Source organism: Enterobacter sp. SST3 (assembly GCF_000286655.1).
In the GTDB taxonomy this organism is placed as follows: domain Bacteria; phylum Pseudomonadota; class Gammaproteobacteria; order Enterobacterales; family Enterobacteriaceae; genus Enterobacter; species Enterobacter roggenkampii.
The window spans coordinates 15,701-36,392 of sequence record NZ_ALNS01000009.1 but is presented as its reverse complement, the minus strand read 5'-3'; the positions used below and the strand labels follow the sequence as shown (position 1 = coordinate 36,392).

General features: G+C 60.1%; 18 protein-coding genes. 5 read left to right on the top strand and 13 right to left on the bottom strand.

Annotation, left to right across the window (positions count from 1 at the left end):
• Positions 1-7: 7 nt before the first annotated feature.
• Entirely contained in the window at positions 8-1,360 is a 1,353-nt protein-coding gene (gene glpT / locus B498_RS16585) for a glycerol-3-phosphate transporter (protein WP_008500232.1), read from the bottom strand.
• Positions 1,361-1,611: 251 nt separating this feature from the next.
• Between glpT and glpA the strand changes: the two genes are divergently transcribed.
• Genes glpA through glpC form a run of 3 tightly spaced genes read left to right on the top strand, consistent with a single transcriptional unit; the run spans position 1,612 to position 5,634 of the window.
• Complete coding sequence (gene glpA / locus B498_RS16590; protein WP_008500230.1) at positions 1,612-3,240, top strand: anaerobic glycerol-3-phosphate dehydrogenase subunit A; 1,629 nt, start codon at positions 1,612-1,614, stop codon at positions 3,238-3,240.
• The gene (glpB, locus tag B498_RS16595) at positions 3,230-4,447 is read left to right on the top strand and encodes a glycerol-3-phosphate dehydrogenase subunit GlpB (protein ID WP_008500229.1); all 1,218 of its coding nucleotides are present in this window, start codon (positions 3,230-3,232) and stop codon (positions 4,445-4,447) included. Before glpA ends, glpB begins: the two co-directional genes overlap by 11 nt.
• Positions 4,444-5,634 (top strand): anaerobic glycerol-3-phosphate dehydrogenase subunit GlpC, encoded by a 1,191-nt coding sequence (gene glpC, locus B498_RS16600; RefSeq protein WP_008500228.1) that lies wholly within the window; start codon positions 4,444-4,446, stop codon positions 5,632-5,634. The genes glpB and glpC overlap by 4 nt, the downstream gene beginning before the upstream one ends.
• 33 nt (positions 5,635-5,667) lie before the next feature.
• On the opposite strand, the gene B498_RS16605 is transcribed toward glpC, so the two are convergent.
• The 10 genes from B498_RS16605 to B498_RS16650 all read right to left on the bottom strand — a co-directional run bounded on the left by B498_RS16605 (position 5,668) and on the right by B498_RS16650 (position 15,537).
• Positions 5,668-6,867 carry a nicotinamide mononucleotide deamidase-related protein YfaY gene (locus B498_RS16605; RefSeq protein ID WP_008500227.1) on the bottom strand — a complete coding sequence of 400 codons (1,200 nt, stop codon included), beginning with the start codon at positions 6,865-6,867 and terminating at the stop codon, positions 5,668-5,670.
• A 94-nt stretch (positions 6,868-6,961) separates the two neighbouring features.
• Positions 6,962-7,501: a YfaZ family outer membrane protein gene (locus B498_RS16610; protein WP_008500226.1), complete on the bottom strand. Its 540-nt coding sequence runs from the start codon at positions 7,499-7,501 to the stop codon at positions 6,962-6,964.
• Between the two features lie 124 nt (positions 7,502-7,625).
• Positions 7,626-8,987, bottom strand: coding sequence for an o-succinylbenzoate--CoA ligase (gene menE, locus B498_RS16615; RefSeq protein WP_008500225.1), 1,362 nt, complete (start codon positions 8,985-8,987; stop codon positions 7,626-7,628).
• Positions 8,984-9,949 carry an o-succinylbenzoate synthase gene (gene menC, locus B498_RS16620; RefSeq protein WP_008500224.1) on the bottom strand — a complete coding sequence of 322 codons (966 nt, stop codon included), beginning with the start codon at positions 9,947-9,949 and terminating at the stop codon, positions 8,984-8,986. The genes menE and menC overlap by 4 nt, the downstream gene beginning before the upstream one ends.
• A complete protein-coding gene (menB, locus tag B498_RS16625; RefSeq protein ID WP_008500223.1) occupies positions 9,949-10,806 on the bottom strand; it encodes a 1,4-dihydroxy-2-naphthoyl-CoA synthase in 858 nt (285 codons plus the stop codon). The genes menC and menB overlap by 1 nt, the downstream gene beginning before the upstream one ends.
• Positions 10,803-11,579, bottom strand: coding sequence for a 2-succinyl-6-hydroxy-2,4-cyclohexadiene-1-carboxylate synthase (gene menH, locus B498_RS16630; RefSeq protein ID WP_008500222.1), 777 nt, complete (start codon positions 11,577-11,579; stop codon positions 10,803-10,805). The genes menB and menH overlap by 4 nt, the downstream gene beginning before the upstream one ends.
• Complete coding sequence (menD, locus tag B498_RS16635) at positions 11,576-13,246, bottom strand: 2-succinyl-5-enolpyruvyl-6-hydroxy-3-cyclohexene-1-carboxylic-acid synthase (protein ID WP_008500221.1); 1,671 nt, start codon at positions 13,244-13,246, stop codon at positions 11,576-11,578. Before menD ends, menH begins: the two co-directional genes overlap by 4 nt.
• Before the next feature lie 88 nt (positions 13,247-13,334).
• Positions 13,335-14,630: an isochorismate synthase MenF gene (gene menF / locus B498_RS16640; protein WP_008500220.1), complete on the bottom strand. Its 1,296-nt coding sequence runs from the start codon at positions 14,628-14,630 to the stop codon at positions 13,335-13,337.
• An 86-nt stretch (positions 14,631-14,716) separates the two neighbouring features.
• Positions 14,717-15,022, bottom strand: a complete 306-nt coding sequence (gene elaB, locus B498_RS16645; RefSeq protein WP_008500219.1) for a stress response protein ElaB — start codon at positions 15,020-15,022, stop codon at positions 14,717-14,719.
• A 53-nt stretch (positions 15,023-15,075) separates the two neighbouring features.
• Complete coding sequence (locus B498_RS16650; RefSeq protein WP_008500218.1) at positions 15,076-15,537, bottom strand: GNAT family N-acetyltransferase; 462 nt, start codon at positions 15,535-15,537, stop codon at positions 15,076-15,078.
• Positions 15,538-15,608: 71 nt separating this feature from the next.
• Here B498_RS16650 and rbn point away from each other — a divergent pair, with 71 nt between their 5' ends.
• A complete protein-coding gene (gene rbn, locus B498_RS16655) occupies positions 15,609-16,526 on the top strand; it encodes a ribonuclease BN (protein ID WP_008500217.1) in 918 nt (305 codons plus the stop codon).
• 64 nt (positions 16,527-16,590) lie between these two features.
• The gene (locus tag B498_RS16660) at positions 16,591-17,595 is read left to right on the top strand and encodes a chemotaxis protein (RefSeq protein ID WP_008500216.1); all 1,005 of its coding nucleotides are present in this window, start codon (positions 16,591-16,593) and stop codon (positions 17,593-17,595) included.
• Positions 17,596-17,693: 98 nt separating this feature from the next.
• On the opposite strand, the gene nuoN is transcribed toward B498_RS16660, so the two are convergent.
• Together nuoN and nuoM are read right to left on the bottom strand one after the other, a co-directional pair.
• The gene (gene nuoN / locus B498_RS16665) at positions 17,694-19,151 is read right to left on the bottom strand and encodes an NADH-quinone oxidoreductase subunit NuoN (RefSeq protein ID WP_008500215.1); all 1,458 of its coding nucleotides are present in this window, start codon (positions 19,149-19,151) and stop codon (positions 17,694-17,696) included.
• 6 nt (positions 19,152-19,157) lie between these two features.
• Complete coding sequence (gene nuoM, locus B498_RS16670; RefSeq protein WP_008500214.1) at positions 19,158-20,687, bottom strand: NADH-quinone oxidoreductase subunit M; 1,530 nt, start codon at positions 20,685-20,687, stop codon at positions 19,158-19,160.
• Positions 20,688-20,692 lie beyond the last annotated feature (5 nt).

Genomic DNA, 20,692 nt, shown 5'->3' with positions numbered 1-20,692 from the left:
AAGCTCCTTATTGACGACGCGCCAGCACTTCCGCGTGGTGACGTTTTTCCCCGATCATCACAACAATCAGCAGCAGTACCGCCAGCACGCTGCCGCCGATCATCACCATAAAGCCGCCGTCCCAGCCGAAGAAGTCAACGGTATAGCCCACGATGGCGCTCGCCGCGACCGAACCGCCGAGGTAGCCGAACAGGCCGGTAAAGCCCGCCGCCGTTCCCGCCGCTTTCTTCGGCGCCAGCTCAAGGGCGTGCAGACCGATCAGCATCACAGGACCGTAAATCAGGAAGCCGATGACGATCATACAGGCCATATCCACACCCGGATTTCCCGGCGGGTTGAGCCAGTACACTACCGTTGCGATAGTCACCAGGGTCATAAAGAAGACGCCCGTCGCACCGCGGTTGCCCTTAAACACCTTGTCCGACATCCAGCCGCAAATCAGGGTGCCCGGGATACCGGCGTATTCATACAGGAAATACGCCCAGGAGGATTTATCCAGCGCGAAGTGCTTCACCTCTTTCAGGTAGGTCGGGGACCAGTCCAGAATGCCGTAGCGCAGGAGATAAACGAACACGTTGGCGACCGCGATGTACCACAGCAGCTTGTTCGGCAGGACGTACTTCATAAAGATTTGCTTCGCGGTCAGCTCTTCTTCGTGCTTCTCGCTGTAATCATCCGGATAGTCGTTTTTGTACTCTTCAATCGGCGGCAGGCCGCAGGACTGCGGCGTATCGCGCATCAGGGCGAAGGCAATAATCGCCACCAGAATGGCACCAAAGGCAGGCATGTAGAGCGCCGCGTGCCAGTCGTTGAACCAGGCCATCCCCAGCAGGAACAGCAGCGGCGGAATACCGCCGCCCACGTTATGGGCGCAGTTCCACACCGACACGATGCCGCCGCGCTCTTTCTGCGACCACCAGTGCACCATGGTGCGTCCGCACGGCGGCCACCCCATTCCCTGGAACCAGCCGCAGAGGAACAGCAGCACGAACATGATGGCAATGCTGGAGGTTGCCCATGGCACAAAGCCCATAAACAGCATCACCGCTGCCGCCAGGATCAGACCGGCAGGCAGGAACACGCGCGGATTCGAGCGATCCGACACGGAACCCATGATGAATTTGGAAAAACCGTAGGCGATGGATATCCCCGACAGCGCGAACCCCAGATCGCCGCGGGAGAAGCCCTGCTCTACCAGATACGGCATGGCGAGCGCGAAGTTTTTACGTACAAGGTAGTACGCCGCGTACCCGAAGAAGATCCCCAGGAAGATTTGCCAACGCAGACGGCGATAGAGCGGATCTATTTCTGCCTCTGGCAGACGCGCCCTGTGGGGCGCAGGTTTGAAGATACTGAGCATAACAGCCTCCGTGGCCTTGAAATGAATGAGCAGGTGGCTCGCACCTGAATTCCAGAGGCGGGGATGTTAAGAAATCACGGTGATTGTTACTGTGAATCAACGCACAGATTGTTACAGAAATATGACAGAATGCGCAAAAAAGCGCATGAAATCACGTTTCACTTTCGAATTACGCGCGTTTATGTTCGAAATCAAACAAACCACAAAATTACTATGGCTAAATGATAAAAAACGAACATAGAGGGTAAACAATGACCAGTCACGATCCTCGTTATAGTGATGTGATAATCATTGGTGGTGGCGCAACCGGCGCCGGGATCGCGCGCGATTGCGCCCTTCGCGGCTTAAGCGTTACGCTTCTGGAACGCCATGATATCGCCACGGGCGCAACCGGACGGAACCACGGCCTGTTGCACAGCGGTGCCCGGTATGCGGTCACCGACGCGGAATCCGCGCGCGAATGTATTGCTGAAAACCAGATCCTCAAGCGTATCGCACGCCACTGCATTGAGCCGACTGACGGCCTCTTTATTACCCTTCCTGAAGATGACCTCGCCTTTCAGGACACCTTTATTACCGCCTGCAGCGCCGCGGGCATTCAGGCTGAAGCCATGGATCCGGCGCTGGCGCGGCGGCTGGAACCGTCGGTCAACCCGGCGCTTATCGGCGCGGTGAAAGTCCCTGACGGTACCGTCGATCCGTTCCGCCTGACCGCCGCCAACATGCTGGACGCCCGTGAGCATGGCGCACGCATTCTGACCGGACATGAAGTGACCGGGCTTATTCGCGAAGGTCATCGCATCTGTGGGGTGCGGGTGTTTGATACGCAGTACAACGAGCACGGCGAGCTGTATGCCGCCGTAGTGGTCAACGCGGCGGGGATCTGGGGCCAGCGTATAGCGGAATATGCGGACCTGTCGGTGCGCATGTTCCCGGCGAAAGGCTCGCTGCTGATCCTCGACCACCGCATCAATAACCACGTGATTAACCGCTGCCGCAAGCCGTCTGACGCCGATATCCTCGTTCCGGGCGACACCATTTCGTTAATCGGGACGACTTCAACGCACGTGGACTACAGCGAGATTGATTACAACCGCGTCACCGCTGAAGAGGTAGATATCCTGCTGCGGGAAGGGGAAAAACTGGCCCCGGTGATGGCCCAGACGCGGATTCTGCGCGCCTACGCGGGCGTGCGTCCGCTGGTCGCCAACGACAACGACCCGAGCGGACGGAACGTCAGCCGGGGCATCGTGCTGCTCGATCACGCCGCGCGCGACGGCATGGACGGGTTTATCACCATCACCGGCGGCAAGCTGATGACCTATCGCCTGATGGCCGAGTGGGCGACCGATGCCGTCTGCCGCAAGCTCGGAAATACCGAGCCGTGCGTCACGGCAGAACAGCCGCTGCCGGGATCGCGTCAGTCCACCGAAAAAACGCTGCAGAAAATCATCTCCCTGCCCGCGCCGCTGCGCGGGTCCGCGGTATACCGCCACGGCGACAGAACGCCACCGTGGCTTGGTGAAGGAAGATTGAGCCGCAGCCTGGTGTGCGAGTGCGAAGCCGTGACGGCCGGTGAGGTGCAGTACGCGGTGGAGAACCTGACGGTCAACAGCCTGCTCGATCTCCGCCGCCGCACCCGCGTCGGAATGGGCACCTGTCAGGGCGAGCTGTGCGCCTGCCGTGCTGCGGGGCTGCTGCAGCGCTTTCATACCACCACCGCCACCCAGTCGCTCGATCAGCTCAGCGCGTTTTTAAACGAGCGCTGGAAAGGCATTCAGCCTGTCGCCTGGGGCGATGCCCTGCGTGAAAGTGAATTTACCCGCTGGGTCTACCAGGGGCTTTGCGGTCTGGAGAAGGAGCAACACGATGAAATTTGATACCGTGATTGTCGGCGGCGGGCTGGCGGGCCTGCTCTGCGGCATTAAGCTCACGAAGCAGGGGCTGCGCTGCGCCATTATCACCCGGGGGCAGAGCGCCCTGCACTTCTCGTCGGGCTCGCTGGATCTGGTGGACGAAGCGTACCGCGATAAGCTGCCGCCGGAGCACCCGTATCACCTGGTTGGCGCACAGCATATTGACCGCTTTGCGCTGGAAACCGAAGCGCTGCTGGCGGAGTGCGGCGCGCGTCTGCAGGGCAGCGCCAGGTTCAATCACCAGCGCGTTACGCCGCTAGGCACCCTGCGTTCCGCCTGGCTCAGCCCGGAGGAAGTGCCCGTTGCCCCCATTCGCGCGGGACGCGTGCAGGTGGTAGGGATTAGCGGCTTTCTGGATTTTCAGCCCCATCTCGCGGCGGCGTCACTTTGTCGCCAGGGCGTTAACGCCGAAACGGCAGAGATAGAGCTGCCCGAGCTTGATGTCCTGCGCGATAACCCGAGCGAATTTCGCGCGGTGAATATCGCCCGTTTTCTGGATAACGAGGACAAATGGCCGCTGCTGTATGAGGCGCTCAGCCCGCTTGCGGCAGGATGCGATGCGCTATTGATGCCCGCGTGCTTTGGCCTGAACGACAACCGACTCTGGCGCTGGCTCTCAGACCGTCTGCCCAGCACGCTCGGTTTGTTGCCCACGCTGCCCCCGTCTGTCCCCGGCATTCGCCTGCATACCCAGCTCCAGCGTAAGTTTGTTGCGCAGGGTGGCGTCTGGATGGCAGGTGATGAAGTGAAAAAAATCATCCTGACAGACGGCGCGGTGAGCGAAATCTGGACGCGCAACCACGACGATATTCCGCTTCGCGCCCGCTATACGGTGCTGGCAAGCGGCAGCTTCTTCAGCAACGGGCTGCTGAGCAGCCGGGAGGGCATCCGGGAAGCCATTATGGGGCTGGATGTTCGCCAGCGAGCCTCCCGCGCGGACTGGTATCAGAGTGATTTCTTCTCGCCGCAGCCCTGGCAGCAGTTCGGCGTGATTGTCGATAACCACCTGCATCCGCAGCTTGCCGGTAAGCCCGTCAGTAATCTCTTTGCCATCGGCTCGCTGCTGGGCGGGTACGATCCCATTACCCAGGGATGCGGTGGCGGAGTCTGCGCCGTCACGGCGCTGTATGTGGCAGAGCAGATTAGCCAGCGCACGGAGGCTGAACAATGAACGATACCCGTTTTGAAAGCTGCATCAAATGCACGGTGTGTACCACCGTCTGCCCGGTCAGCGGCGTGAACCCACGCTATCCCGGGCCAAAGCAGGCCGGGCCGGACGGCGAGCGTCTGCGCCTGAAGGACGGCAAGCTGTACGATGAAGCGCTGAAATACTGCATTAACTGCAAACGCTGCGAAGTCGCCTGCCCATCGGATGTGAAAATCGGCGATATTATCCAGCGCGCCCGGGCGCGCTACAGCACGCAAAAGCCGTCGCTGCGGGACGCGATTCTGAGCCATACCGATCTGATGGGTAGCGTCTCGACGCCGTTTGCCCCGCTGGTGAATGCCGCGACCGCTCTCAAGCCGGTGCGCCAGCTGCTGGATGCCACGCTGAAGATAGACCATCACCGCAGCCTGCCGAAATATTCTCACGGCACCTTCCGCCGCTGGTATAAATCCGTCGCGAAAGAGCAGGCGCAATTTGCCGAACAGGTGGCTTTTTTCCACGGCTGCTACGTGAATTACAACCACCCGCAGCTGGGTAAAGATCTGCTGAAGGTGCTGAACGCCATGGGAACGGGCGTTCAGCTAGTGAATAAAGAAAAGTGCTGCGGCGTGCCGCTGATTGCCAACGGGTTTACCGATAAAGCACGCAGGCAGGCTCAAAGCAATGTCACCTCCCTGCGCGAGGCGATTGTCGAGAAAGGCATACCGGTATTGGCGACCTCATCCACCTGTACCTTCACCCTGCGCGACGAGTATCCGCATCTGCTGGACGTGGACAACACCGGCCTGCGCGAGCACATCGAGCTGGCGACGCGCTTCCTGTGGCGTAAGCTGGACTGCGGACAGACGTTGCCACTGGGGAAATTACCCCTGAAAGTGGTGTACCACACGCCGTGTCATATGGAAAAAATGGGCTGGTCACTCTATACGCTTGAGCTGCTGCGGTTAATTCCGGGGCTGGAGCTGACGGTGCTGGATTCACGCTGCTGCGGGATTGCGGGAACCTACGGCTTTAAGCGTGAAAACTACGAAACGTCGCAGGCGATCGGCGCTCCGCTGTTCCGTCAGATTGAGGAGAGCGGCGCGGATATCGTGGTGACGGACTGCGAAACCTGCAAGTGGCAGATTGAGATGTCCACCAGCAAGCGCTGCGAGCATCCGATTACGCTGCTGGCAAAGGCGCTCGGGTGAACATGGCCGGGGCGAAAGGCCCCGGCACAGGCGTTACTCCACGAACAGCGATTCAACCACGTTAATCCAGCCGTGCTCGCTGGCCACCTCTTTGCCATTCAGCCAGCGGCGCAGCATGTTCAGCGCCATCATGGCGCACACCTCCTGACGCACCGCCAGGCTGTGGCGGGTAATGCTCATTTTTACCCGCAGGGCGTGGGTGCCCTCGGGCGTCGCCAGCGCGAAGTTGAGGTATTCCTCATCCAGCCCGCCGACAAACAGCCCCAGACCGGCAAAATGCTTCACCCTTCTCTCGGACGCCCAGCGGGCGGTTTGCGCGAGAGTCTCCTGCTGGAACGGCACCACTTCGCTGGCCAGCAGCGGCGCGTTGACGCGCGACAGCTGCAGCGCCAGCAGGCCACCGGTGAACTGCTCGCTTAAGGTCACGCTCAGCTGACGCGACTGCAGATGCTTCGCAATCTGCGCCGGTAGCCCTTCCGTGCCTTCAAAGATCAGGCTTTCACCCGCTACGCGCTGCACCTCAGGCCACAGCGCGAGCATCGCCTCTTTCTGGGTGGCCGGTCCGGTCAGCTTAAGCTCAATGATCGGCATGGAGGAGCGATAGCCCATGGAGACGCCCGGAGGGAGTGAGAGGTGATCGAGGCTCTGGGCCAGATCGCTTTCCGAACGGCCAAACGTGGTCAGACGCAGGCACAGCGGGGGTTCCGGCAGGGTAAAACGCTGGCGAAGGCGCGGCAGGATCTGCTGCTCGACCATCACTTTAAATTCTGAGGGCACGCCCGGCGTGAAGAACATCAGGCAGCGGTTCAGTTGCATGGCAAACCCGCACGCGGTACCGACCGGATTATCGACCAGTTCAGCACTGGCGGGAATTTCAGCCTGTTTGCGGTTGCTGGGGGCCATGACGCGGCCACGTTCGGAGAAAAAACGCGCCATCTGCGAGAGCCACGCCTCATGCAGCACCAGCCCTTCGCCTTTTGCGGTCGCGGCGGCCAGGGCACTGAGATCGTCACTGGTGGGGCCGAGCCCGCCGTTCACAATCAGCACGTCGCACTGTTCACTGCGCTCGCGCAGAACAGCGACCAGTGACTCAAGATTGTCGCCCACCGTATTGCGGCGCGTTAACGGTAATCCTTGCTCAAAGAAAAGATCGGCAAGCCAGGCAGCATTGGTATCAATAATTTGTCCATGCAGCACTTCGTCGCCGGTGGATAACATCTCCACGTTAATCATTGTGTTCTCCCGCTTATTTGGTCAAAACACTATAGCGCAAACGCGGGGTGGAGAAGAGGAGAAACTGGCGCGACAGCATGCCGCGCCGGAGAGATTAGAAGCCTGCGCTCACGCCCACGTACGGACCGTCGGCCAGCGCGTTGTCGCGGTTGCCGTCTTTACCGGCCAGGTTCAGATAGCGATAGCCTGCTTCGATGGTGATTGGACGCATGATGGTCCAGCGCGCGCCGGCGTTGGCTTCCTCATAGCTGTCGATACCGCTGGAGAGGGAGTCCGGAGAGTAGTAGTACTCGCCAAACAGGCCGAAGCTGTCGCCAATTTTCCACTGCAGGCCGCCGCCCACTGCCGCCGCATATCCTTCGTCACCGTCATTTGGGTTGGTATAGATACCTTTACCGCCGACGGTCGCCAGGAACGGGCCCAGAGGAATGTTGAGGCCCAGGCCGAGGCTTGCCGCGTCGCCGTCGTCATCGTTATGCGTCCAACCGCCGGTCATCGCCAGACCGGATGTCTCGGTACCCATGCCGAAGCCCAGGTGGGTATAATCCTGACCCGCCGAGCCGTTAATGCTAATGGCGTTCGCCGCCGCAGATACAACCATCAGGCCGAAGCCCACTAATGCCACTTTTTTCATTGTCGTGATCCCGCACAATTTTTATAGAGAAGTCCCAAAACCGCGAGATTTTAACCTGGGTCTTCCGGGGATCAAGCACTCTGCGTGCGGCAGGCCAGTAGATTGTAACTATTTGAAACGGCTATTATCCCTTCAGCGTTGCGTTAACCCACTCCTGCAGCGCGCGGCGCGAAACTTTAATGCCGCCATTTTTGAGTTCAGTCGGCAGCAGCAGCCAGCGGACGGGTTGCTCAAAACGCGCCACCTTGTCCCTGACCCAGTCGGGTAAAGTGGTGATATCCGTTCCCGGCTCGCACTCCACCACCGCCACCGGACGTTGCCCGAACTCAGCGTCGTCCAGCGGAACGATAAACACCTGGTTAACCTGCGGGTGCGTGGCGATAACGCGCTCGAGCGATTCCGGCTGGATCCCTTCTCCGCCGCTAAAAAAGAGGTTATCCATGCGGCCGAGGATCGTCAGACGGCCGTCATGCCATTCGCCGCGATCGCGGGTGGCGAACCATCCCTGCGCGTTGGTCAGCGGAATCAGTTCACCATCCCGCCAGTAGCCTGAGGCCATGCTTTGCGCTCTGATCCAGACTTCACCGTTAACGACCTGCACCTCTCTGCCCGGCAGCGCACGGCCCACGTCCGGCTCGCCGTCGGCCTCTTTCGCACAGACGGTTGACGCAAACTCGGTCAGACCGTAGCCGCAGAAGGTGCGTATATCCTGCTCTCGCGCCTGTTCGGTCAATTCCACAGAGATGGCCGCCCCGCCCAGCAGCACCGCTTTCAGTGCGACAGGCTGGTGGGCATTAAGCAGACGCCAGAGCTGGGTTGGCACGAGCGAGGCGTGGGTGCAGCCGCACAGCGCCTGCTCCAGAGGCTGTTTCTCGCGCACGGTTAACCGCGCGCCGGCCTGCAGCCAGCGCCATAAAATCCCCTGGCCCGAAACGTGGAACAGCGGCAGCGAAAGCAGCCAGTCGTCGTCTTCACCGTAGGGCATCAGCGACAAAACGCCGCTCGCGCTGGCAAGATGGGCTTCGCAGGTATGGACCGCCGCTTTCGGCAGACCGGTGGAGCCGGAGGTCAGCGTCATGGAGGCCAGCCGCGCCGGTTGCCACGCAGCGCAATACGCATTGGCGGTCTCGCGCATGCTCAGGGCAGGAAGGCCGTCGTAGCTGCCGTCCAGCACCAGCGCAAAGCGCAGCGTCATCTGCGGGAGCAGCACGTCCAGCAGCGGGCGCGGCAGCTGCGGATTAACGGGAAGAATACGCGCCCCGCACTGGAGTAGCGCCAGCCACGCCAGCAGGGTTTGCGGATGATTATGGGCCTGCAGCAGCACGCCGCAGCCCTCCTCCACGCCCTGCTGGTGAAAGCCTGCCGCAAGGCTGTCGATGCGCGCGCACAGCTGTTGCCAGCTGAGCACCTCGTCGTTCAGCCTCAGGACCGGTTTATCGGCAAACAGCGCGCACCAGTGTCGCCACGGCCAGTCGGTAAAACTCATCGCAACGGCTCCAGCGCCGCGACGTCGAGGCACGGCAGCGCGCTGTCCGGCCACGGGCGGAGAAGCTGAGCCTGCATCAGGTTCAGCGTGTCGAGGCCGGGGACCGTGTCAGGCGTTAACCAGGCGGCCATGCGCGCCAGCTGGGTTAGCCCAAGGCTGGACTCAATTGACGAGCTGATCACCGCCGTCAGCCCTAAGGCGTGCGCCGCCGCGACCTGTTCGCGCACTTTCGCCAGGCTGCCGGTCAGCGTCGGTTTAATCACTACCGCGCTGACGCCGGGCTCGGCAGCAAATTCAAAATCGGCCTCGCGCAGGCTTTCATCCCAGGCGATGGCAATCCCCGTTTCGCGGGCAAACGCGCGCGAATCCTCGCGGGTTTTGCACGGCTCTTCCAGGAAGGCAATGCGGCTCCGGTAGGCCGGGTTGACGTACTTCGCAAACTGCTGCGCCTTAAGCGGCGTCCAGGCGCGGTTGGCGTCCAGACGCAGATGCAGATCGGGGATCGCCTCCAGCAGCAGGTTGGCGACCATGCCGTCACGCACCGCTTCATAAAGCCCGACTTTGATTTTCGCGACCTTCTCGCCCGGCATGGCGGAGAGCTGCGCGAACAGCTCGTCCGGATCGCCCGTACAGAGCGGTGCCGCGCGGTAATTCCCCGCTTCTGGCAGGCTGCCGTCCAGCTCCGCCAGCGCGCAGCTGATACCAAAGGCCGCGGAAGGGACATCCGGTAACGCCGGGTTCTCGCCCTCACGCCACGCGTCTGCCCACGCCAGCAATGCAGCATGCGCATCCTCCAGCGACTCGAGGCTAAAGCCCGGCAGAGGCGAAATCTCGCCCCAGCCTTCCCGCTCGCCCTGCTGCAGATGCACGAAGAAGCCGTCACGGGTTTTTAACCGCCGTTCACGCAGCACCACGCCCGCGTCCATCGGTATCTGCCAGCGGTAAACCTGCGCGCGACGCATTACGGATTCCGTTTGTATTTGCTGAAGTCTGGCTGGCGTTTTTCGTTAAACGCGTTGCGCCCTTCCTGACCCTCTTCGGTCATGTAGAACAGCATGGTGGCGTTGCCCGCCAGCTCCTGCAGACCCGCCTGACCGTCGCAGTCGGCGTTAAGTGCCGCTTTCAGGCAGCGCAGCGCCATCGGGCTGTTTTGCAGCATTTCGCGACACCAGCGCACGGTCTCTTTTTCGAGATCGGCAAGCGGCACCACGGTATTCACCAGGCCCATATCCAGCGCTTCCTGCGCGTTGTACTGACGGCACAGGAACCAGATTTCACGGGCTTTTTTCTGCCCGACGATGCGCGCCATGTAGGAGGCACCCCAGCCGCCATCGAAAGATCCCACTTTCGGGCCGGTCTGGCCGAAGATGGCGTTTTCAGCGGCAATGGTCAGGTCGCACATCATGTGCAGCACGTGGCCACCGCCGATGGAGTAGCCCGCCACCATCGCCACCACCGGTTTTGGACAGGTGCGGATCTGACGCTGGAAATCGAGGACGTTCAGGTGGTGCGTCCCCGCATCGTCCTGGTATCCGCCGTAGTCGCCGCGCACTTTCTGATCGCCACCGGAGCAGAACGCTTTCTCGCCTTCGCCGGTCAGGACAATCACGCCGATGTTGTCGTCATAGCGCGCATCCGCCAGGGCCTGAATCATCTCTTTCACGGTCAGCGGACGGAAGGCGTTACGCACCTGCGGGCGGTTGATGGTGATTTTGGCAATACCGTCGGTGGATTTGTGGTAACGAATGTCGGTGTAGCCTTCGGAGCAGTCCTGCCATTCAACCGGGGCGTAAAGCATGTGTTCATCAGGATAGATCATAGAGTGTCCTTTATTCGAAGACGCAGTATCTGAGCCAGACTCGCGGCAACCGCGTCGGGGTTTTCCCGGTGGGCGTTGTGTCCGGCGTTGGGAATTGCATGGCAAACGGCGTTCAGCTCCGCAGCAAGGGCCGTAAACTTCTCATCACGTTCGCCATAGAGATAATCAAAAGTGAAATCACGTGCGCTGAGCGCGGTACGCAGGTCGGGCTGCACGGCCAGCGACGTCGCCTCGAGCATCATCGCCAGCGCCGCGCCGTTGTTCTGGCTGCGCAGGGTAATCAGCGCGTCGCGCTGGGCGTCCGTCAGGGAGGCAAACACGGGCTGTTGGTACCAGTCAGCGAATACCTTTTCCAACGGTTCGCTGCGAAAACGCGTCGCCCAGCGGCGGTCTGATGCCAGCCGCGCCTGTCGCGCATCGGCATCCTGCAGGCCCGGATGGCCGCCTTCTACCGTCACGCCCAACAGCCCCTTCGGCTGCTGGCAGGCATGGAACATCGCAATGCGGCCGCCGAGGGAGTACCCGACGAGCCAGAATTTCAGTATGTTGTAACTAATCAAAGTTCGGGTAAGCAACGCGCTCAGCTCGTCGAAGCCCGTCACGCCCAGGTGCCGGGATCCACCGTGTCCCGGCAGATCCAGATACAGCCGGGGGTAATCGCAAAGCCGCTCACCAACACCCTGCCACTCGCGGCAATCGCCGGAAAAACCGTGCAAAAAGACCAGCCAGGGATAGCCTGGTTTTCCAGCCTGCTGCACGCCAGTGAGGATCACAGCTGGCTCACCTGCGCCAGCAGGCTTTGCAGGGCCTGCGCACCGTCAGCCTCGTTAACCACCAGCTCAATCAGCGTCGCGCCCGGCTGCTTCCAGGCGGAGCTTAGCGCCGTATCCAGCTGTTCCCAGCTTTCCGGGCGATGGTATTTCAGGCTGAACATTGCCGCGGCGTGTTCGAAGTGCACGTTCTGCGGCATCAGATAGAAGCGCTCGCGCTCGCTCTGCGGCGTAGGCAGCAGGGAGAAAATCTGTCCGCCGTTGTTGTTAACCACGATCAGCACGAACGGGGCAGACGCCTGACGCAGCAGCGCCAGCGCGTTGAGGTCGTAGAGCGCGGAGAGATCCCCCACGATGGCCAGCGTCGATTTTGCGCTGGCGCGCTGCACGCCCGCCGCCGTAGAGATCAGCCCGTCGATGCCGCTGGCACCACGGTTGCTGTACACCGGGTAGCCCGCTGGCAGCTGCGAAAAGGCGTCAATCAGCCGCACGACCAGGCTGTTGCCGACAAACAGCTGCCCCTGCTCGGGCAGGTACTGGCGAATACGGTGCGCCAGCCCGGCCTCGCTGAACGCTTCACAGCGCGCATGGGTCAGTTCCCACGCCTGGCGCGACAGGTCCGGGAGGGTAGCCGCCCAGGGTTTGCGTTTTTCAGCCGGATGGAGCGCCAGCCAGGCGTCGATACGGCTGACCAGACGACGACCGCGGTGGTGCGCCGGATCAAGACGCCCTTCCAGCGCGTCCACCAGCCAGTATTCGTCCGGTGTGCAGGTGGCCTGCCACTGCAGTAACCGCTTGCCGGTTAAACTCGATCCAAGCTGGACCACAATCTGCGCCTGCGACAGCTCAGTGACCGCTTTGGCATTACCCAGCCAGAGATCCGCGCACGGCAGCGGCTGCCCGGTCTGGGAAAGCACGTCGCCGATCAGCGGCCAGCCCAGGGTTTGCGCCCATTCGGCGACCAGCTTGCCTTCGGCAGCGCTCATGCGCCCGGCGATAACCACGCCGCGCTTCTGCCGCCAGAAGAACCAGTCGCGCTGCTTCGCGCTCTCAAGGTGCGTCTGCTCGCGCAGCCACGGTTTTTCACTCTGCCACCAGTCACCGAGGGTCTGCTGCCAGTCAAGACCCGTATCGTCCAGCTCGCCGTACAGCGGCTCGGCAAACGGGCAGTTGATATGCAGCGCCCCGCCGCGCAGCGTTTCCATGGCGTGATCGACGTTGGAGACCAGCCAGCTCGCCGGAATATCCTGGGTGGGACGGGGCAGCGAAATCGTCTGCGAAGGATGCGAAGAAAAGAGTCCCGGCTGACGGATAGCCTGATTGGCGCCGCAGTCGATAAGCTCAGGGGGACGATCGGCCGTCAGCAGAATCAGCTTTTCACCGGTTAACCCGGCTTCAATCAGAGCCGGATAGAGGTTCGCCACGGCGGTACCGGAAGTGACAATCACCGCCACGGGCTCTTTGCTGACCTTCGCCAGACCCAGCGCGAGATGCCCGAGGCCACGCTCATCAAAGTGGGTGTGGTGAATCAACGCCCGGTTTTCGGCAGCCGCCAGCGTCAGCGGCGTTGAGCGAGAACCCGGTGCAATACACACGTGCCTGACGCCATGGCGCGTCAGGGCTTCAAGGATCACCGCCGCCCAGCGTCGGTTAAAAGAACTTACTGACATGAGATTGTCCGGTATCAAGAATGCGACACAGTATAAATAATAGAAAAAATTGGAATTTTGATGTGAATCGGGATTGCGCGAATCAGTATTAATCCCTTAGGAGCAGAGAGCGCAATCCGGCCGCTTTGTTTTCAATCTCCTGCCACTCCTGCTCCGGGTCAGATCCGCTGACAATACCGGCGCCGGCATAGAGCCGCAGCGAGTCCTCATGGACGCGGGCTGAACGCAGCGCCACGCAGAACTCACTCTGGTCAGGCGATAAATACCCGGCCGAACCGGCGTACCACTCGCGGTTAAAGGGCTCAACCTTCTGGATAAACTCACGCGCTGGCTGTCGCGGCAGACCGGCAACGGCCGCCGTCGGCTGTAGCATATGCAGGCACTGCTCGTCGTCGGCCTGTTTGAGCTCGGTCCAGATACAGCGGCGCAAATGCTGCACTTTACGCAGGCGCACCACCTGGGCGGGCAGTACCTCAAGCGTCCGCGTGTAGTGCTGAAGACGCTGACAGATATCCTCCACGACCAGCATATTTTCGCGCTGGTTTTTATCGTCGTTCAGCAGCCACTCACCGAGACGCTGCGCCTTTTTATCATCGGTATGGCTGGCGACGGTGCCCGCCAGCGCTTCGGTGCGCAGCAGCGTGCCGCGTCGCCGCCAGAGACGCTCGGGCGTCGAGCCGAGAAACGCGTTGCTGGCGTCGAATACCATGCAGAAGTGATAGCAATGTAAATTGAGGGCGCGGCTGGCCGCCATCAGCGCGACGGGGTTAATGCGCTGTGTAAACTGAAGATCGGTGGCCCTCGCAAGGACAACCTTTTCAAAATCACCGCGCGCGATGGTTTCGGTCGCCCTGCGGACAAGTCTCAGCCATTCGGCCCGTTGAGGCTGATGGTTTTCGTGCTCAACCTGAACGGCCAGCGGACGGATAGGCCTGGCTGGCTGGAGCTGCTGTAAAAAATCCCGCGCGGCATGGGCATCTTCCTGAAGTGAATAATCGCTCCACAGCTGCAGGCGCAGCGTAGCGGTGCCGGCGGTACGTCGCCAGAGCAGTCGCGGTAAAAAGAGGTTGCCCTGCTCCGGATTAAAGGCGTTCAGGCCGCAGATGCGGGTATCACCTGCCGCGTTTTGCTCGCGTAAAAACTGCGTGGCTAACGCCAGAGAGGAAAAGGTGATAACCGCCCCCAGCGCGGCCAGCTCTTCATCGCCGTTACGCTGCTGCCAGTAAAACTGCGGATAGCACTGCTGCGCCCCAAGCCAGGCGAGAGGATCGAAGGCGTCGTTTAACGGGAAAGAGACGTCGAAATGACGTATGCCGGGCGTTGCGGGTAACGCTTGCGAAAGCTGGGTACGCAATTGCTCCAGCGCGAGGAAAATCGAATTCACGCGAGCCTCTCCCTGTTAAAACCTCATATTATACGGGGTACTGGCCATAAATAGCAGTACCCACGTATAGGGAGTGGTTAAGCGGCTTAACGACGGGCCAACAACAGCCCCAGCACCAGCCCGACGGCAGCCCCCACGCCAATACCCTGCCACGGTTTTTCATGCACGTAATCATCGGCACGGTACACCGCTTTTTTGGCGCGGTAGTAGTAGGTATCAGACGCATGGCTGACGCGGTTTTTCACTTCATGCAGCGCCTGTTCGGCACGGGCTTTTAGCTCAATATATTTCTGATCGGCAGGGTCGCCCGAGGAACGTAACACCTCTTCCAGCGTTTCGCTCAGTAAGGCCAGGTCGTCGTCGATACGGGTATCCCAGGATTGAAATGACATATTTTTCTCCATGTTAGTACACCAGTTCGCTAACTATAGCCAACGACTCGCCATTACGCCTGCTTCGCTTCCCGCGCCATGCCGATGTGGGGAATGCCGTCTTCATCATACACCTCGGTGACCGGCACGAAACCAAAGTGGCCGTAGAAGGACTGCAGGTGCGCCTGCGCGCCCAGGTATAACGCCTTGTTCGGCCACTGTTTCTGGCATGCCTCCAGCGTTTTATCCATCAGTTGATAGCCCAGTTTTTCACCGCGTGCTTTGCCGCTGATGATGACCCGACCAATCACGACAGGCTCGAATTCGTCCTCGCTTTTCAGAATCCTCGCATACGCCACCAGCTCGTTTTCCCGCCAGCCAAGAATATGGCGGTTCTCGCCGACGAGATCGTCGCCGTCGATGTCCTGATACGGGCAGATCTGTTCAACCACGAACACTTCGCAGCGCAGTTTCAGCAGGGCGTAAAGTGAATGAACGGTGAGGTCACTATGGTGTAAATCTTGCCACTGGATCATGTCAGTCTCCTTCCTGGGGTTCATCACGTTATACTAAACCCCTCCCCGTTCAGCAAAGGGCTGATTGCGTTATGGAACTGATTTTTCTGGGTACGTCCGCGGGCGTGCCAACCCGCTCACGGAATGTGACGGCGATACTGCTGGATCTTAAACACCCCCCCCGCGGCGGGCTGTGGCTGTTTGACTGTGGTGAAGGGACGCAGCATCAGCTGCTACACACCGCTTATCACCCCGGCAAGCTGGATAAAATTTTTATCACCCATCTGCATGGCGACCATCTGTTTGGCCTTCCCGGCCTGCTGTGCAGCCGCTCGATGGCCGGTAACGCCAACCCGCTGACGATTTACGGGCCTGCGGGTATTCGTGAATTTGTTGAAACCACGCTGCGCCTGAGCGGGTCGTGGACGGATTATCCGCTGGAGGTCGTTGAGATTAGCGAAGGCCTGATTTTCGATGACGGCGATTATAAGGTGAGTGCTCAGCCGCTCAATCACCCTGTGGAATGCTATGGATACCGTATTGACGCGCATGACAAACCCGGCGCGCTGGATGCCGCCGCGCTAATGGCCGATGGCGTAAAACCCGGGCCGCTGTTCCAGCGCCTGAAGCACGGCGAGACCGTCACGCTGGAGGACGGGCGCGTCATCAATGGGCAGGATTATCTCGCCGCACCGCAGCCCGGCAAGAAGCTGGCGATCTTTGGCGACACGGCCCCGTGCCGGGCGGCGCTCACGCTTGCCCAGGGTGTGGACGTGATGGTGCATGAAGCGACGCTTGAAACGGCGATGGAAGAGAAAGCCAACGGCCGGGGCCATAGCTCCACGCGTCAGGCGGCGCAGCTAGCACGTGACGCGGGCGTCGGGAGGCTCATCATCACCCACGTCAGCTCGCGCTACGACGCGCGGGGCTGTGAAAAGCTGCTGGCAGAGTGCCGCGCGCTGTTCCCGGAATGTGAGCTGGCCGAAGATTTCGCTCAGGTCAGCGTTTAGTCCTTCATTTTTCCCTCAGGATGCCGATAACGATTAAAAGGTCAGCATTTCTCTCGAGGGTAGAATGGATAATTTCCAGAAAGATATTGATGACAGGGCGAATCTGACCCTGTCGAACCGTTTTGAACTGTTGCTGTTCCGTCTTGGCACCTCTCTTAACGAAAATAAATCTGAGCTGTTTGGCATTAACGTCTTTAAGCTGCGTGAAATTGTGCCGATGCCGGAGTTCACGAAACCCGCCGGGATGAAATCACCGCTGATGGGAATGGTGAATATCCGCGATCAGGTGATCCCGGTGATTGACCTGGCCGCCGTGGCGGGCTGTAAGCCCACCACCGGGCTGAATATCCTGCTGATCACCGAATATGCACGCAGCGTGCAGGCGTTTGCCGTGGAGTCGGTTGAGAACATCATGCGTCTGGACTGGAAGCAGGTGCACGCGGCAGAAACCGCCGTCAGCGGTCGCTATATCACCAGCATTGCCTGCCTGGATGAGAAAACGGATACCAACGATCTGGCGATGGTGCTTGACGTTGAGCAGATCCTGTATGACATCACCCCGGCCAACCACGATCTGCACGCCACCAATCTGAAAACCACCAAGTTCAATATCAAGCCGGGCGCGGTCGCGATTGTGGCGGAAGATTCCAAAGTGGCGCGTTCGATGCTGGAGAAAGGTCTGCAGGCGATGGAGATCCCGGCGCAGCTGCACATCACCGGCAAAGACGCGTGGGAAAAAATTGGCGTGCTGGCCGCGCAGGCGCAGGCTGAGGGCGTGCCGATCACCGATAAGATCGCGCTGGTGCTGACCGACCTCGAAATGCCGGAGATGGACGGTTTTACGCTGACGCGCAAAATCAAAACCGATCCGGTACTGAAAGATATTCCGGTGGTGATCCACTCTTCCCTTTCCGGCAACGCCAACGAAGACCATATTCGCAAGGTGAAGGCGGATGGCTACGTCGCGAAGTTTGAGCTGAACGAGCTGTCGTCAGTGATTGAGGAAGTGCTGGACCGCTCGATGAAGAAGATTGACGGGCCGTTGATTAGCCGTAAACAGCTGGCTTAGTCGGGTGGCGCTACGCTTACCCGAGCTACAAAACCCGTAGGCCCTGCAAGCGTAGCGACGCTGGGCAATAAAAAACCCGCCGAGGCGGGTTTTTGTTTTTACATTAATGGCATCGCGCGCTGCACGATATCAATCAGCGGTTGCGGATAGATACCGAAGATCAGCACCAGCAGCGCGGAGATGAGTACCACGATACCACCAGCGCTGTACTGCCAGTTGCCTGGAGCATCACGATTGAGCTGCTGAGGTGCGCTCAGGTACAGGCTCACGGCCACGCGCAGGTAGTAGTAGAGACCAATCGCGGAGCCGATCACCACGCCCGCAGTCAGCCACCACAGGTGCGCCTGCACACCGACGGCCAGCACGTAGAACTTACCGATAAAGCCAAGCGTCATCGGAATACCGGCCAGAGAGAGCATCATCACGGTCATTACGGCGGACAGGATCGGACGGTGCCAGAACAGACCACGGTAAGAGAACAGTGAATCGGCATCCGGACCACGGTACGGGCTGGACATCAGGCTCACCACGCCGAAGGCGCCGAGGCTGCTGAACAGGTAGCCGGCCAGATACACGCCCACGGCTTCCATCGACATCTCACCGCTCTGCAGCGCAATCAGCGCCACCATCAGGTAGCCCAGATGAGAGATAGACGAGTAGCCCAGCAGACGCTTGATGTTGGTCTGGCTCAGCGCCATCAGGTTACCGAAGATGATGGAGACGAACGCGATGATGCCCAGCACCACGCGAACCGCTTCGCTGTCACCCACCGGCGCGTACAGGAACAGACGCATCACCACCCCGAAGATGGCGATTTTGCTCGCCGTCGCCAGGAAGGTCGACACCGGCGCTGGCGCGCCCTGGTAGACGTCTGGCGTCCACAGGTGGAACGGGACAAGAGAGAGTTTGAAGCCAAGGCCAACAATCATCATGCCCAGACCCGCCAGCAGCAGCGGCTCATGCAGCATGCCGTCACCGAGGCTCTTGCCGAGCGCCATAAAGGAGAGGTTACCGGACTGTGCGTACACCAGCGCAATACCAAACAGCAGGAACGAGGACGCCGCCGCAGACAGGATGGTGTACTTGATGCTTGCTTCCAGCGAGCGCTTCTGGCGGAAGGCGTAACCAATCAGACCGAACAGCGGCAGAGAGATCAGCTCAATGCCGAGGAACAGCGCGGCCAGGTGGTTAGCATTCGCCAGCAGAATGCCGCCCAGCGCGGCAATCAGAACCAGCAGGTAAAACTCTTCTTTGTTGTCGTTGTAGCCTTCGAGCCACGGGTACGCAAAGGTACAGGTTGCCAGGCTCGCCAGCAGCACCAGACCGGTATACAGCATGGCGTAACCGTCAACGCGCATCAGCGGGGTGACGTCCATCGCCCCACCCTGGCCAACAAACCAGAGTGAGACTAACGCGGCGTTCAGGCCGATGACCGACAGCGTGGCATTCAGGAAGTGATTGCGTCGCCACGCAATGGAGAGCATCACAACCACCACCGTCAATCCGACGATCAGCAGCGGTAGCAGCGCGATCAGTTGTTGTGGAGTTATTGTCATGGCGAATTACGGCCTTGTAGTAGAAACAGAATTAACAAACCACTGCTGGATATTGCCCATCGCGCTGTGCGAGGTATCCAGAATCGGCTGCGGGAAGAAGCCCAGCAGCACCAGCAGTACGACCAGCAGCAGGATGATGAACAGCTCACGCAGCGACATCCCCGGCAGTTCTTGTGCAGCAATTTCGCTCTTCGCTTTACCGAAGTAAGCGCGGTGCAGCATCGCCAGCGAGTAGACGGAAGCGAACACCAGACCAAAGGTGGAGATCACGGTAATCACCGGTACCACTTTGAAGCTGCCGAACAGAATCATAAATTCGCCGACAAAGTTACCGGTGCCCGGCATCCCCAGAGTCGCCACCGCGAAGAACATGGAGAGCGCTGGCAGCCACTTAATTTTGCTCCACAGACCGCCCATCATACGCATGTCGCGGGTGTGCAGACGTTCGTACAGCTGGCCGCACAGGATGAAGAGACCGGCTGCGGACAGACCGTGCGCAATCATCTGGATCACCGCACCCTGGTACGCCAGCTGGCTGCCGGTGTAGATAGCAATCAGCACGAAGCCCATGTGGGAAACGGAGGTGTAGGCAATCAGACGCTTGATGTCGTACTGGGTGAAGGCCATCCAGGCACCGTAGAAGATACCGATCACACCCAGCCACATGGCAATCGGTGCGAACTCTGCGGAGGCGTTCGGGAACAGCGGCAGTGCAAAGCGCAGCAGACCGTAGGCCGCGGTTTTCAGCAAGATGCCCGCCAGGTCAACGGAACCCGCCGTTGGCGCCTGAGAGTGCGCGTCTGGCAGCCAGCCGTGCAGCGGAACCACCGGCATTTTCACCGCGAAGGCGATGAAGAAGCCCAGCATCAGCAGGTATTCTACGCCGTGAGACATTGGGGTCTTCAGCAGGTCTTCGTAGTTGAAGGTCCAGGTGCCGGTCGCGTTGTGGTGAACAAACACCAGCGCCAGAATGGCAATCAACATCACCAGACCACTCGCCTGGGTATAGATGAAGAACTTGGTTGCCGCCGTGATACGCGTTTTACCGTCGGACGCCTTGTGGCCCCACAGCGCGATCAGGAAGTACATCGGCACCAGCATCATCTCCCAGAAGAAGAAGAACAGGAACATGTCGATGGCAAGGAACACGCCGATCACGCCGCCCAGGATCCACATCAGGTTCAGGTGGAAGAAGCCCTGGTATTTTTCGATTTCTCGCCAGGAGCAAAGTACCGCCAGAACGCCGAGCAGGCCGGTCAGCACTACCATCAGCAGCGACAGACCATCAATCGCCAGGTGGATCGTAATGCCGAAACGCGGGATCCACGGCAGGATGAACTCAGACTGCCACTGCGGAATGCCCGCAGACTGGGTCAGTGAGTAACCGCCCTGCAACCACAGTTGCAGGCCAAGCGCGAGCGTCAATCCCATGGTGATCAGCGCGATCCAGCGCGGCATCTTCACGCCAAAGCGTTCAGTCTGCCAGCACAGGAAGCCGCCGATGAAGGGAATTAATATTAGCCAGGGTAGTAACATGGCGA